Source organism: Endozoicomonas gorgoniicola (assembly GCF_025562715.2).
Lineage (GTDB): Bacteria > Pseudomonadota > Gammaproteobacteria > Pseudomonadales > Endozoicomonadaceae > Endozoicomonas_A > Endozoicomonas_A gorgoniicola.
Window position 1 is genome coordinate 2,882,645 of record NZ_JAPFCC010000001.1, and the last position, 15,028, is coordinate 2,897,672.

At 51.5% G+C, this 15,028-nt stretch carries 11 protein-coding genes; all 11 read right to left on the reverse strand.

Annotated features, from left to right (window positions below; all coding sequences use genetic code 11):
* Nucleotides 1-18: 18 nt before the first annotated feature.
* Nucleotides 19-2,760: a preprotein translocase subunit SecA gene (gene secA / locus NX722_RS13200; protein WP_262568383.1), complete on the reverse strand. Its 2,742-nt coding sequence runs from the start codon at nt 2,758-2,760 to the stop codon at nt 19-21.
* 263 nt (nt 2,761-3,023) lie between these two features.
* A complete protein-coding gene (locus tag NX722_RS13205; protein WP_262568384.1) occupies nt 3,024-3,959 on the reverse strand; it encodes a M23 family metallopeptidase in 936 nt (311 codons plus the stop codon).
* 300 nt (nt 3,960-4,259) lie between these two features.
* The gene (lpxC, locus tag NX722_RS13210) at nt 4,260-5,174 is read right to left on the reverse strand and encodes a UDP-3-O-acyl-N-acetylglucosamine deacetylase (protein ID WP_262568385.1); all 915 of its coding nucleotides are present in this window, start codon (nt 5,172-5,174) and stop codon (nt 4,260-4,262) included.
* A gap of 99 nt (nt 5,175-5,273) precedes the next feature.
* Nucleotides 5,274-6,497, reverse strand: a complete 1,224-nt coding sequence (ftsZ, locus tag NX722_RS13215) for a cell division protein FtsZ (RefSeq protein WP_262568386.1) — start codon at nt 6,495-6,497, stop codon at nt 5,274-5,276.
* A 65-nt stretch (nt 6,498-6,562) separates the two neighbouring features.
* A complete protein-coding gene (gene ftsA / locus NX722_RS13220) occupies nt 6,563-7,798 on the reverse strand; it encodes a cell division protein FtsA (RefSeq protein ID WP_262568387.1) in 1,236 nt (411 codons plus the stop codon).
* A gap of 136 nt (nt 7,799-7,934) precedes the next feature.
* A complete protein-coding gene (locus NX722_RS13225; RefSeq protein WP_262568388.1) occupies nt 7,935-8,774 on the reverse strand; it encodes a cell division protein FtsQ/DivIB in 840 nt (279 codons plus the stop codon).
* Nucleotides 8,719-9,780, reverse strand: a complete 1,062-nt coding sequence (locus NX722_RS13230; RefSeq protein ID WP_262568389.1) for a D-alanine--D-alanine ligase — start codon at nt 9,778-9,780, stop codon at nt 8,719-8,721. Before NX722_RS13230 ends, NX722_RS13225 begins: the two co-directional genes overlap by 56 nt.
* Before the next feature lie 54 nt (nt 9,781-9,834).
* Nucleotides 9,835-11,286, reverse strand: a complete 1,452-nt coding sequence (murC, locus tag NX722_RS13235) for a UDP-N-acetylmuramate--L-alanine ligase (RefSeq protein WP_262568390.1) — start codon at nt 11,284-11,286, stop codon at nt 9,835-9,837.
* Nucleotides 11,279-12,442 carry an undecaprenyldiphospho-muramoylpentapeptide beta-N-acetylglucosaminyltransferase gene (gene murG, locus NX722_RS13240; protein ID WP_262568391.1) on the reverse strand — a complete coding sequence of 388 codons (1,164 nt, stop codon included), beginning with the start codon at nt 12,440-12,442 and terminating at the stop codon, nt 11,279-11,281. Before murG ends, murC begins: the two co-directional genes overlap by 8 nt.
* The gene (gene ftsW, locus NX722_RS13245) at nt 12,435-13,643 is read right to left on the reverse strand and encodes a putative lipid II flippase FtsW (RefSeq protein WP_262568392.1); all 1,209 of its coding nucleotides are present in this window, start codon (nt 13,641-13,643) and stop codon (nt 12,435-12,437) included. The genes murG and ftsW overlap by 8 nt, the downstream gene beginning before the upstream one ends.
* Complete coding sequence (gene murD, locus NX722_RS13250; RefSeq protein WP_262568393.1) at nt 13,640-15,025, reverse strand: UDP-N-acetylmuramoyl-L-alanine--D-glutamate ligase; 1,386 nt, start codon at nt 15,023-15,025, stop codon at nt 13,640-13,642. The genes ftsW and murD overlap by 4 nt, the downstream gene beginning before the upstream one ends.
* Nucleotides 15,026-15,028 lie beyond the last annotated feature (3 nt).

The window sequence follows — 15,028 nt, forward strand, 5'->3', positions numbered from 1 at the left end:
GGCGTTAAGCTATTTTTGTTAAGCTATTCTACCGTGACACTGTTTGAACTTTTTGCCAGAACCACAGGGGCAGGGTTCATTACGACCCACCTTGCGTCCTTCACGAACGAAAGGCTCTGGATGCGGCACACTGCCCTCAGCTTCCTGAGCCTCTTCAGACTCTTCTCCGGCAGCCATACCGCCAGCCTGAGCGTGCTGGAACTGCATGCGTCGGGCCATTTCCTGACGACGGCGTTCTTCTTCCTCTGCCGTGTGGTCGTCCTGCTGGACCTGCACATGAGACAAAATACGAATGGTGTCGCCTTTAATGTCTTCCAGCATGTGCTGGAACAGCTCAAAGGCTTCACGCTTGTATTCCTGCTTCGGATTCTTCTGGGCATAGCCACGCAGATGAATACCCTGACGCAGGTGATCCATAGTTGCCAGGTGCTCTTTCCACTTGTCATCCAGAATACGCAGCAGAATATGCTTCTCGAAGTTGCGCAGGGATTCTTCGCCCGCCAGCTCTTCTTTGTTCTTGTAGCTTTCTACAACGGATTCAAGAATACGCTGACGCAGCCCTTCTTCATCCAGACGGTCGTCTTCATCCAGCCACTTCTGTACCGGCAGATTTTCAGCCAGTTCAGTTTCCAGCTTCTTCTCCAGACCTTTAATATCCCACTGCTCTTCCAGACTCTGTGGTGGAATAAATTCGGAGATCAGTTCGTTGACAACATCTTCACGCATCACCGCGATGTTTTCTACCACATCATCGGCATTCAGCAGCTCGTCACGCTGGGTGTAAACCACTTTACGCTGGTCATTGGCCACATCATCGTATTCCAGCAGCTGCTTACGAATATCGAAGTTACGGCCTTCCACCTTGCGCTGGGCTTTTTCGATGGCGTTAGACACCATGCGGTGTTCAATCGCTTCACCTTTTTCCATACCCAGGGCTTTCATAAAGTTCTTCACCCGGTCAGAGGCAAAGATACGCATCAGGTTGTCTTCCAGAGACAGGTAGAAGCGGGATGAGCCCGGGTCACCCTGACGACCGGCACGACCACGCAGCTGGTTATCAATACGGCGGGACTCGTGGCGCTCGGTACCGATGATATGCAGGCCACCGGCATCCAGCACACCATTGTGGCGCTGCTGCCATTCAGCCTTAACCTGGTCTTCCTGTTCTTTGGTTGGGTTTTCAATCAGAGCCAGCTCTGCTTCCCAGTTACCACCCAGAATAATATCGGTACCACGACCTGCCATGTTGGTGGCGATCGTTACAGCACCCGGCTTACCAGCCTGAGCGATAATCTCAGCTTCTTTTTCGTGGAATTTGGCATTGAGAACGCTGTGTTTGATACCCGCTTTGTCCAGGGCAACAGACAGGTGCTCGGAAGCATCAATCGAAGCCGTCCCCACCAGAGTCGGACGATTTTCAGCAACAGTTGCCTTGATGTCTTCAATGATGGCGTCGTATTTTTCATTGATGGTCAGATAGACCAGATCGTTATGATCCTTACGCACCATTTCTTTGTGGGTAGGAATAACCACCACATCCAGACCATAAATCTGACGCAGTTCGAACGCTTCAGTGTCGGCAGTACCGGTCATACCGGACAGTGTTTCATAGATACGGAAGTAGTTCTGGAAAGTGGTGGAAGCCATGGTCTGGCTTTCCGCCTGAATCTTCAGGTTCTCTTTCGCTTCCAGTGCCTGATGCAAACCTTCAGACAGACGACGCCCCGGCATGGTTCGACCCGTGTGTTCATCAACCAGCAGGATTTCACCGTTCTGAACAATGTACTCAACATTGCGGGTAAACAGCACATGAGCTTTCAGCGCAGCATTGACATGGTGCAGCATGGTCAGGTTGTGCGAAGAGTAAAGGCTTTCATCTTCAGGCAGCAAGCCACCCTGTTGCAACATTTCCTCAACAAACTGGTGACCCACTTCAGTCAGTTCAACCTGACGGGTTTTCTCGTCAACAGTGTAGTGCTTGGTAGGCTCTTCATCTTCGGCCACTTCTTCAATCTGACGTTCCAGCTTTGGAGCCAGTTCGTTCATCTGACGGTACAGCTCAGAAGAGTCTTCCGCCGGACCCGAGATAATCAGAGGCGTACGGGCTTCGTCGATCAGGATAGAGTCGACTTCATCGACAACCGCAAAGTGCAGAGGACGCTGAAATTTGTCTTCCTTGCGGAAGGCCATATTGTCACGCAGGTAATCAAAGCCAAACTCGTTATTGGTACCGTAAGTGATGTCCGACAGGTAAGCCGCCCGTTTTTCTTCCGGATCCTGCTGTGGCACCACGACACCCACTGTCAGACCAAGGAATTCGTAAAGGGTGCGCATCCAGTTGGCATCTCGACGGGCAAGGTAGTCGTTAACGGTAACAACATGAACGCCTTTGCCGGTAATTGCATTCAGGTAAGCTGGCAGGGTCGCCATCAGGGTCTTACCTTCACCAGTGCGCATCTCCGCTACACGACCTTCGTGCAGGGTAATACCACCGATCAGCTGAACGTCGAAATGGCGCATACCCATGCTGCGCTTACCACCTTCACGAACCACCGCAAAGGCTTCAGGCAGAATGGCGTCAAGGGTTTCCCCCTGCTGGTAGCGGTCTTTGAATTCCTGAGTTTTGGCACGTAACGCTTCGTCAGACAGGCTTGAAATACTGTCTTCCTGTGCATTTACGGCCTTAACCAGCTTACGCATTCGTTTCAGCTGCCGGTCGTTACGGCTACCAATAATTTTTTTGACTAAAGAAGCAAACATACTTGTGTGATTGACTATCTCTCAACCGGTTTACTGGGCTAAATCCGGTAAACTTAAACCGCATAAAATCTGCTAGTACAGTCTGTGTGATTCAGCGAACTATAAACTGCTAAATCACGGCAGTAGACCAGATTCTATCCCCATCTTTATATATGAACGCGTCGCCCGGTTTTCAATCCTCCCAGCGAACAACCGGAAAGAATGTAGTTCAGCTGGAAATGCAGCGCCACACTTCCTTTACCGAACCGCCTGTAATCGTCAGATCATTTCGCAGCCCGATACATATATCGCTGAGGGTCGACAGCCTTACCGTTCTCCAATACTTCAAGATGCACATGAGATCCGGTAGAACGGCCTGAACTTCCCATCTTGGCGATCACCTGTCCTCTGGTCACAATATCACCCACTTTGACAACATTTGAGTCATTGTGGGCATAGCGAGTGACGTAACCGTTGCCATGGTTAATCTCAACCATTGTGCCGAAGCCCCACCGATCACCGGACCAGACCACCACCCCTGCACCCAGAGAGAGAATGTCGGTTCCGCGCGGTGCGGCATAATCAATACCGTTATGCCAGCCGTCCTTGCCGGTAAACGGATCGGTTCGGGCTCCAAAGCGGGATGATAACCAGCCTTTTGCGGCGGGCAACCCGCTAAGGAACGCTTCATCATCAAGCGCCTTGTTTATCAGCAGGTTGTCCAGCAACTGCAACTGCTGCTCGCGGTTATCAATCTGTTCCGCCAGTTTGTCCAGCGCATCCGTCAGCGATGGTTTGGCGTAAACCTGAAAGCTGTCAGGCTGTTGCTCAGGACCACCCAGCGCTGGTACCTGACTGAAATCAAATTCACCATCGTCCAGGTTGGACAGCAACGTCAGCCGCTCGCCCAGAGCATCCAGTCGTGTAATACGTCCCTGCAGTTCCGCAAGACGCAATGTCAGGGCATCCAGCTGGCGTCCGGCATCTTCACGAACGGAGGCAAGATCCTGCTTCTGACCCAGTAGTGTCTGCTTCCAGTTCTCCAGACCCTCTTCGGTCAGAATCATATCCGAATCATATTTAAGGAAGCCATACATTAAGCCACCACCCAGAGATACAGACAGCGTAACGACCAGTGCCGCTGCAACGGCCAGACGTTGTCCACTGACTCTGAATGACCGGGTGCGTGAATGATCCTGCTTGACAACTATGACTTTCATTAAAAAGCCCTGGGCTCCCGCCTTTTAAATACAGTCCCTCACTTATCCCGACCAGATATTGGGACAAGGAACACTGAACCAAGAGTTATAACAAGTGAAGGACTTTAGCACCGACAAACAAATTCCCGCAAGAATACAGATCAACAAACTACTACAGAATGACCTGAAAACAGGGAAATTAATCGATTTTTTGCTTACAACTCAATGAGTTACAAAATGCTTTACTGCAACCACAAAAAAAGCCGCTTTAAAAGCGGCCTTTTTTCTTCAGCAGTCCATACCCTGAAGTCCGGATACCGTTTAAGCGGTAACCGCTACAGGTTTGAGGTAAGAAATTGGTGATACTTCCGCATCTTCGAAAGTCACCACTTCCCACGCTTCCTGGTTTTCCAGCAGGTGACGAACCAGCTTGTTGTTCAGTTCATGGCCGGACTTAACGCCAACAAACTGACCAATCAGGCTATTGCCCAGCAGATACAGGTCACCAATGGCATCCAGCATCTTGTGCTTTACAAACTCGTCGTGATAACGCAGGCCATCCTCATTCAGGATACGGTAGTCATCAACCACCACTACATTATCAACACTGCCGCCCAGAGCCAGGTTCTGGGAGCGAAGGTACTCTACATCCCGCATAAAGCCGAATGTACGAGCCCGGCTGACTTCCTTGACAAAGGAAGTGCTGGAGAAGTCAATCGCAGCAGTCTGCGAACGACTCTTGAATACCGGATGATCAAAATCGATGGTAAAACTTACCTTAAAGCCTGCATAAGGTTTGAAGGTAGCCGTTTTATCGCCATCAGAAACGGCGACTTCCTTTTTGATCCGGATAAACTTTTTCGGTGCTTCCTGTTCCCGGATTCCCGCAGACTGAACCAGGAAAACGAAAGGACCGGCACTGCCATCCATAATAGGCACTTCGTGGGCGCTGACTTCAACATAGGCATTATCAATGCCCAGTCCTGCCAGAGCGGACAGAAGATGCTCGACGGTATCTACGCGAATACCATCTTTCTGCAGAGATGTGCACAGCGTAGTCTGCCCCACATTCCCGGCACGTGCGGGTATCTCTACAACTGGGTCGAGATCCGTACGACAAAAGATGATACCTGTATCAACGGGAGCTGGCTTCAGGGTCAAATAGACCTTTTCGCCAGAATGTAACCCTACTCCCGTGGCACGAATAATGTTTTTCAGGGTACGCTGTCTGATCATGATTACGCAATTCCGCGACCTGTAAGGTCCCTGTTATTTGAATGTAACGACTTATTGTAACAAAAGTTACATTTGACACAAGTCGTAACTTACACTCAATTAATCAGCCTGCCGACGCAAAAACGCCGGAATATCCAGATAATCTACATTGTCAGTCGATGTTGTCTGACGTTTTGGTGGCTCTGGCTCTGCATCGGCGGTTACCGTTGCAGGCCTGCCAGCCTCTTCCGCATCTTTGGTACGATTGCGGATGCTCGGTGGAATATCCAGGGTTTTAAGATCCAGTGATCCATCGTTGCGGGTTGTGCGCGGACGAGAACCGTCAACCACCTTCAGGGCAGGGTCTGTTTCAGACTCTTCACTACCCAGGCCGGTTGCCACCACAGTCACTCGCAACTCATCGCTCATTTCAGTATCGATAACGGCTCCGACAACAATCGTGGCGTTCTCAGAAGCGAACTCGGCCACCGTTTCGTTCACTTCGGTGTACTCGTTAAGCCCCATGTCCATACCACCGGTGATATTAACCAGTACGCCACGAGCGCCACGAAGGTTAACATTTTCCAGCAGCGGGCTGCGAATGGCACGTTCAGCGGCTTCAACTGCACGATTGCTACCCGTAGCAGAACCCGTACCCATCATTGCCATACCCATTTCCGACATCACAGTACGTACGTCTGCAAAGTCGACATTGATCAGACCGTCACGGGTAATCAGTTCCGAAATACCTTGCACTGCACCCAGAAGCACATCATTTGCAGCACCAAAGGCGTTGAGCAGGCTGACATCCTTACCCAGTACAGGCAGAAGGTTCTGATTAGGAATACAGATGAGAGAGTCTACATTTTCCTGCAGTTCTTTCAGACCTTCTTCAGCCACTGACATACGACGACGACCTTCAAAGGAGAAAGGTTTGGTCACCACCGCAACTGTCAATGCACCCATTTCACGAGCAATCTGTGCCACAATTGGCGCAGCACCCGTGCCTGTACCACCGCCCATACCAGCAGTGATGAACACCATATCGGCACCCTGCAACAGATCGCTGATACGATCACGATCTTCCATGGCCGCTTCACGACCAATCTGTGGGTTGGCACCGGCACCCAGACCACGAGTAATGCCAGCACCCAGCTGCAGGTGTGTATGCGCCTGCATATGTTGTTTCTTAAGAGCCTGCGCGTCAGTGTTGGCGCAGACAAACTCTACACCTTCCAGCTGACTGTTCAGCATATGGCAGACAGCATTGCCGCCACCGCCGCCGACACCGATAACTTTAATGACCGCTTCCTGCGGCACGTTATCTTCCAACATTTCAAACATGTGGCCCTCTCCTTATTCTCTCACCTTAAACAGGATATTTTCTAAAAATTGGCAGTGGCGTTCAATCAGAAGTTACCCTGAAACCACTGTTTTAACCGATTGAACACACCGTCCTCCTGCTTGCTGTATACTGCTTCCTTACGTCCATCCTGCTGGACTTTAAGACCGTAATGCAAAAGCCCGACACCTGTCGAATATATTGGATTACATACGACATCGGCCAAACCCCGCACCGCTTGCGGCATTCCCAGTCTTACCGGCATATGGAATATTTCTTCTGCCAGCTCGACAACGCCTTCCATCTTCGACGTTCCACCCGTCAGGACAATACCTGCGGGGATCAGTTCTTCAAAACCACTGCGACGAAGCTCCTGCTGGATTAACGTAAACAACTCCTCATAACGAGGCTCTACGACTTCTGCCAGTGATTGTCTGGAAAGCTCCCGAGCCGGGCGGTCGCCCACGCTGGGAACCTTGATCATGTCGTCTGCACCAGCCAGCTGAGTCAGTGCACAGGCGTATTTAATCTTCAATTCTTCCGCATGCTGGGTCGGTGTGCGCAATGCCATGGCAATGTCATTGGTCACCTGATCCCCGGCAATAGGAATAACAGCAGTATGGCGAATAGCACCATCTGTAAAAATGGCGATATCGGTAGTACCACCACCAATATCCACCATGCAGACACCCAGCTCTTTCTCATCCTCAGACAGGACAGAATAACTCGATGCCAGCTGTTCCAGAATGACGTCGTCGACTTCCAGCCCACAACGTCGTATACAGTTTTCAATGTTCTGGGCGGCATTCACCGCACAGGTGACCAGATGCACCCTTGATTCCAGGCGAACGCCAGACATCCCAAGCGGCTCTTTGACGCCATCCTGAGAATCAATGACATATTCCTGTGGCAGGATATGAAGAATACGCTGGTCGGCAGGAATTGCTACTGCTTTTGCAGCATCAATAACCCGTTCAATATCAGCTCTGGTTACTTCGCGTTCCCTGATAGCCACGATACCGTGGGAGTTCAGACTACGGATATGATTACCGGCAATTCCCGCATAAACAGAATGAATCTGACAACCGGCCATTAATTCAGCTTCTTCAATGGCTCGTTTCATGGCGTGAACAGTAGAGTCAATATTCACGACAACACCACGCTTCAAACCTCTGGAAGCGTGGGAACCAATACCAATCACCTCCAGCTCGCCATCTTCCAGAATCTCGCCGACGATGGCCACTACCTTGGAGGTGCCAATGTCTAACCCAACGATCAAATTTCCGTTCTCTGCCGATGTCATGGCATTTATCTTCCTAAACCGCAATAGCTTTCATAGTCAGCATAACTTTCATAGTCAGCACAGATGGTCAGCACAGATGGTCAGCACAGACAGTCAGCACGCTGATACCACCGCCTCTTTCTGCTTTTCCTTTACATTAATTCTGTCGCCAGGCGACAGACGCACCATTGAGGTAACGCATATCCACACGCTCTACCTCGTTCCAGCGACTGTCCAGCCTTGCATGGTACAGACGGACAAACCTCTGTAACCGTTCCATGCGCCGATCACGACCGAGATAAACCGTCACATGATCAACCCTGAATCGCCATGAACCAGCCGAACCCAGTTGCAATCCGCCCACCAACAACCCCAATGGTCGCAATAACTGACTGATAGACAGATATTGCTGCATAACCTCAAGTGCCTCATCATCCGCCCCGGATAACAGCGGAAACGACTTAAATTCACTCACCGACCCAGGGGTAAACACAACGCCTTCACCAGTAATTAATTTATCCTGCTTCCATCGGGCTACCGCCTGACGCTCTTGCAGGGAAACCTCCAGTCGATCCGGCCAGCGTCGTCTGAGACTGGCTTCCCGAACCCAGGGCATTTGCAACAGTGCCTGACGCATCGCTTCCAGATCGAGATGAAAGAAACGATTGACCAGAAACGGTTCCAGCTCTGCTTCCACCTTCACCCGGTTAAGAGACTCAAAGCCGGCATGAATTTCCACACGTGCTATCGGCCGGTTCAACCAGTTCATCAGTGAAGGCCATACCCACAACACTGCGCCCAGAAAGACAACAACGGTCGTCACCCGGGCAATCTGCCATCCGGTACGCGAATGAGTAGACAGATAAGTCCGGACACGACCAGAAGAAGGCGGCTGCCGCCTTCTTCTGATCTGAACGCTATCCACCTGACTGCCTGAACGCTTAGACCGGGTCTGCTTCCGCTTCAGTAACAATCTGGCTTTCCCTTTCGTGATCATCCATTGTTACCAGACTGCTGTCTGCTAGTACGTTGTCTGATAGAACATTACCTGGCAATGATGACTTCAGCACCTCCAGAACCAACGCATCAAAATCCAGCCCTACCGCCTTTGCGGCCATAGGCACCAGACTGTGTTCAGTCATCCCGGGAATAGTATTCACTTCCAGCAACCAGAAACGTCCACGCTGGTCTTCCATAAAGTCCACACGCCCCCAGCCTGAGCAACCAATGGTCTCAAACGCCGTCAGGGCGATCGCCTGCATTTCCTGTTCCCGGGTTTTACTGAGGCCGGAAGGCAGACGATAACCGGTATCATCAGACAAATACTTTGCCTCATAGTCATAAAACTCATTCCGGGCTTCAATACGAATCACCGGCAAGGCTTCACCATTAAGAATCGCTACGGTGTATTCAGGCCCATCAATAAACTGCTCAACCAGAACCGAACTGTTATGTCCGGATGCTTTCTCAAAAGCAGGCAGAAGATCCTGCTCACGATCCACTCTGGCCACACCAACACTGGAACCTTCCAGGCTGGGTTTAACAAATACTGGCAGCATGTCAGCACAGTACTCAAGCATGTCCGGGGTTTCTACCAGACGAAAATCCGGAGTAGGTAGCCCAACCGCCTGCCACAGCAGCTTGGTGCGGTATTTATCCATCGCCAGGGCCGATGCCAGAACACCACTGCCCTGATAGGGAATACCCATGGACTCCAGCAACCCCTGAACAGTACCGTCTTCCCCACCACGTCCGTGCAGAGCAATAAAGGCACGATCCGGCTGATAGCTTTCCAGCTGTCCCATCAGGTCATCAGCCGGGTCAATCATTCTGCAATCCACACCACTGCGAACCAGTGCCGCATAAATCCGGTCGCCAGTCACCAGACTGACTTCTCTTTCAGCTGAAGTACCACCCAGAAGGACAGCCACTTTACCAAATGCCCGGGGATCAAACTGATCTCGATTCTGGCCAGCCTTTTGGCTGGTGTTGGATTCACTCATTCCTGTAAGACCTGCTTGTGGCATGGACTTCATTTTCACTTATCGCCGGCGAATTTACACCGGCTCTCCTAATTTCTCACTAAGCTTCAGAGACAGCGCGCCAATATCACCCGCTCCCTGGGTTAACAGTAGATCGCCGTCGTGCAATACGCCGGATAGAATATCGTCAAGCGCGTCGGGATCAGAAACAAAAATCGGATCCAGCTGCCCCCGCTGACGAATACTGCGGCACAAACTGCGACTGTCTGCCCCGGGGACAGGCTCTTCACCCGCTGCATAGACTTCCATCAGTAACAGAACATCAACCCTGGACAGCACGTCAACAAAGTCTTCATACAAGTCACGCGTGCGTGAATAACGATGAGGTTGATACAACATGACCAGTCGTTTATCAGCCCAGCCGTTGCGAATCGCGCCAACGGTTGCCGCTACTTCTGTCGGGTGATGGCCGTAGTCGTCTACCAGCATGATGTCGCCGGCAACACCTTCATTATTAATGTGACGATAATGCCCCTGTACCTGAAAGCGTCGACCCACACCCTGAAACTGCCTTAATCCTTCACGAATAGCTGTGTCATCAATGCCTTCATCGGATGCCACTGCGAACGTTGCCAAGGCATTGAGAACATTGTGATGCCCGGGAATGTTCAGTTCCATATCAACCGTTTCACCCGACTGACGACGCACCAGATCAAACCGGGTTTTCATGCCTTCCTGACGTATATTAACAGCGCGAACATCAGCTTCTTCACTCACACCATAAGTGATAATCTGTCGTTTAATCGACGGTAACAGTTCACGCACCACAGGACAATCGATACATACGACAGCCAACCCGTAAAAAGGCAGATTATGCAGAAAGTCCACAAAGGTTTTCTTTAATTTACCAAAGTCACCTTCATAGGTTTCCATATGATCCGCATCAATATTGGTCACAATGGATACCATGGGCTGCAGATGCAAGAACGAAGCGTCCGACTCATCAGCTTCAGCAATCAGATACCGGCTGCCTCCCAGCTTGGCGTTGGTACCCGCAGAATTCAGACGACCACCAATCACAAAGGTCGGATCAAGGTCTGCATAACCAAATACCGATGCCAGCAAACTGGTGGTTGTTGTTTTACCGTGAGTACCGGCCACGGCAATACCGTGACGGTAACGCATCAGCTCAGCCAGCATCTCCGCCCTGGGTACCACCGGCAGGCGCAATGCCCTGGCTTCAATCACCTCAGGGTTTTCACCGGCTACTGCTGTCGACGTTACCACTACATCCGCACCATGGACATGACCTGCGTCATGCCCAATGAACACCTTGATACCCTGCCCTTCCAGACGACGGGTTACTGGTGACTGCCGAATGTCCGATCCGGATATTTCGTAACCCTGATTGCACAGAACTTCAGCAATGCCGCACATTCCGGTACCACCAATACCGACAAAATGAATGCGGCGTATACGACGCATTTCCGGCACCGGGGTTACCGGAAACATTCGATTATCAGACATCAGCCACCTCCAGACAGTGCTCTGCCACCTGCCGGGTGGACTCAGGCAGGGCAATAGAGCGGGCGGCTGCCCCCATCTGCTCAAGCCGTGAACGATTTGCAATTAATTCCTGTAACATCCTGGCCAAACTGCCCTGGTTAAATTCGTTTTGCTGGATCATCAGAGCTGCACTCTGTTCAACCAGATAATGCCCATTGGCGGTCTGATGATCATCAACCGCCCAGGGATAGGGGACGAGTATCGAAGCGCGTCCGGCGACAGCCAGCTCAGACACTGTTAACGCACCTGACCGGCAGAGAATCAGATCAGCCCAGTCGTAGGCTTCTGCCATATCATCGATAAATTCTTCAACCCGGCCATCAACACCGTGGTCACAATATAACTGTCTGGTTGTATCAAGTTTGCCCTTGCCTGTCTGGTGCCAGACCTGAAGCGACTCTTCTGCGACCGTTTGTGGCTTTTCATTCAGCGATTCGTTCTGCTGCTCTTTCAGCGATTCTTTCAATAAGGACAGAGCGACTGGCACCGTCTGGTTGAACACCTGCGCACCACGACTGCCGCCCACCACCAGTAACCGAACAGGCGTTTCACCACGTTGCTCCAGCTTTTGCACAGCACTGTGGATATCGTTTCTGACAGGGTTGCCAGTGTGAAATACTTTTTTGGTACTCATACCTGTCTTCTGGAAGGTACCCGGAAACGCTTCCAGCACCCGGCTGGAAATACGAGCCAGTACTTTATTGGTCAATCCGGCAATAGCATTCTGCTCATGGATCACCAACGGCACGCCCAGCAGGCGGGCAGCAAGACCACCAGGCCCTGTCACATACCCGCCCATACCCAGCACGCAGACTGGATTATGCTGCCGCAATACCCTGACCGCGCGCAGCAGGGAGACAGAAATTCGCCAGGGGGCTTTCAGCAGGAAGCTGAGCCCTTTTCCCCGCAGCCCGGTAACCGGCAGAAAGCTGATATCAAAGCCATACTTTGGTACCAGCTCTGCTTCCATACTGCCTGGCGTTCCCAGCCAGTGGATAGCAAACCCCCTTGCTTTCAGCTCCTGTGCTGTTGCAAGAGCCGGGAAAATATGCCCCCCCGTACCACCTGCCATCACGACAATGACTGGTTTTTTTACCGCAGAGGAATGCTCAGACATGGCGACCTCCCCGGCTGGCTGACCGCCTGCGTTGCTCCGCAGGTTTGTCTTTAACATTGAACAAGCGTCGCTCATAATCAATTCGTAACAAAAATCCAAACGCCAGACAGTTAATCAACAGACTACTGCCTCCATAACTGATTAACGGTAACGCCAACCCCTTGGTAGGGAGCAGCCCAGTGTTGACACCAATATTGATCAGCGCCTGGCCACCGAACAACAGGGCAAACCCATAAGCGACATAGCCATGGAACAGCAAACCTTTCTGTTCACAACGAAAACCAATCTGTAAAATCCGCCAGGAAATAAACAGAAAAAGCAGTACAACGACTGTACAGCCAAAAACGCCAAACTCTTCAGCAAGAACAGCAAACACAAAATCAGTGTGCGCTTCCGGCAGGTAAAACAACTTCTGAATACTGTTACCCAGGCCAACACCAAACCACTCACCGCGACCAAAAGCAATCAGCGCCTGTGTTAACTGATACCCGCTGCCAAAAGCATTACCCCAGGGGTCAAGGTAAGAGGCCAGGCGAGCCATCCGGTAAGGCTCTATCCAGATCAGCAGGCCAACGGCAAGCCCCAGCAGTATGATTAAAACGGTAAACTGAGCCTTTCTGGCACCTGCCATGAAAATCATGCCCATTGATGCAGTCATCAATACAACAACAGCACCGAGATCCGGTTCCACCAGCAACAACATGGCGGAAGCGATTAGTACCGCCAGCGGTTTTAAAAAGCCTATCCACTGGGTCCGGACTTCAGGCAAGCGTCGTACCAGGTAGTCCGCCAGATATACGACAATGCACAATTTAGCCGCTTCCGATGCCTGAAGGTTGAATACTCCCAGTGGTATCCAGCGCACACTGCCGTTTATTTCACGTCCGAAAAACAGCACCAGAACCAGCAGACCAATCCCCATAGCCAGTGAATGCCAGCTGTGCTGCTGTATTTTTCTGACAGGCACCAGCAACATGAACAGCATGCAACACAGGCCACCTCCGACAAACAGGCACTGCTTGAACAGGATGTACATAGAATTATTGTAAATACTGTCAGATTCACTCATGGAGGCCGAACTGACCATCACCAGACCAACGACCAGAAGCGCTAATATGGCACCCAGCAAAGGCAGGTCAATCAGGCTGGCCCTGGTGCCATTATTGTTGAATTCCTGTAGCAGCTTCTGATGGATTGTCATACTGGCTTCCCGCTTTCCGACAGAGAGCCAAGAAACCCGACCACCTGCTGACGAAACAGGTCACCACGCTGTTCAAAACTGGCAAACATATCAAAGCTGGCGCAAGCGGGTGCCAGCAGCACGATATCGCCGGGCTGGCTGACTCTGGCAGCTACCTCAATCGCTTCATCAAGGCCCTGTGCGTACTCAGACGACACTGTATCACCCACCGCCTGTTCAATAGCAGGCGCATCACGCCCCATTAACACCAGCTTTCTGACAAACTGGCTGACAGGCTGTTTCAGTTCAGAAAAGTCTGCGCCTTTACCGTCACCGCCAGCAATCAGAACCAGTTTTCCCTTGATGGTACTACCAAGCCCTTCAATGGCTGCAACCGTTGCCCCCACATTGGTCGCCTTGGAGTCATTAATCCAGACCACATCATCCTGCTCTGCTACCCATTCACAGCGATGCTCTAAACCGGTAAAACGCTTTAATACTGACAACATGGCACTCAGGGGAATCCCGACCTGCTCACCCAGCGCCAGCGCCGCCAGGGCATTTGTCTGATTATGCTGTCCGCAAAGCTTCATCTGTGAACTGTCAAGTAGCTTCTCTACGCCCTTACACAGCCAGGTGGTATCACCATTCTGTAACAGGCCGTAGTCGTGTAAATCAGGCTTTCCGGCGGTAAACGCCACACCACTTACCGCAGCAGGGAGCAGAGGTGTCGTCAACGCGTCCTGCTTGTTGTATACCGCACTTTTACAGCCTTTATAGATACGCTGCTTGGCCTGATGGTATTCGACCATGGACGGGTAGCGATCCATATGATCAGGACTCAGGTTAAGCACCGTTGCCACCGCAGCTTTCAAAGACCAGGTGGTTTCAAGCTGGAAACTGGACAACTCAAGGATATAGAGTTCACAGTTACCTTTTTCAAGCAACTCAAGGGCAGGCGTTCCGATATTGCCGCCAATGCCCACTTGAATACCGGCTGCCTCAGCCATCTCTCCGAGCAACGTCGTGACAGTGCTTTTACCATTTGAACCGGTAATGGCAACAATCGGGGCTTCAGCATCACGACAGAACAGTTCGATATCACCGACAACCCTTGCGCCACAGGCCACCGCCTCCGCGATAGCCGGTTCAGCCACAGCAATACCGGGACTAACCACCAGCTCATCAGCGTTGTTCAGCCACTCCTGGTTAAAGCCACCGGTATACACCTCAACATCTGGATACTCAGCCTTCAGCTGATCAATGCCCGGTGGTTGCGCCCGGGTGTCCATCACCCTGAAAGGCAGCTGCTTTCCAGACAGATAACGAGCACAGGACAGGCCGGTCTTGCCCAGACCGACGATAACCCGTGAACAACTTGAAGCGATCAGTTCCGACCCCATAAA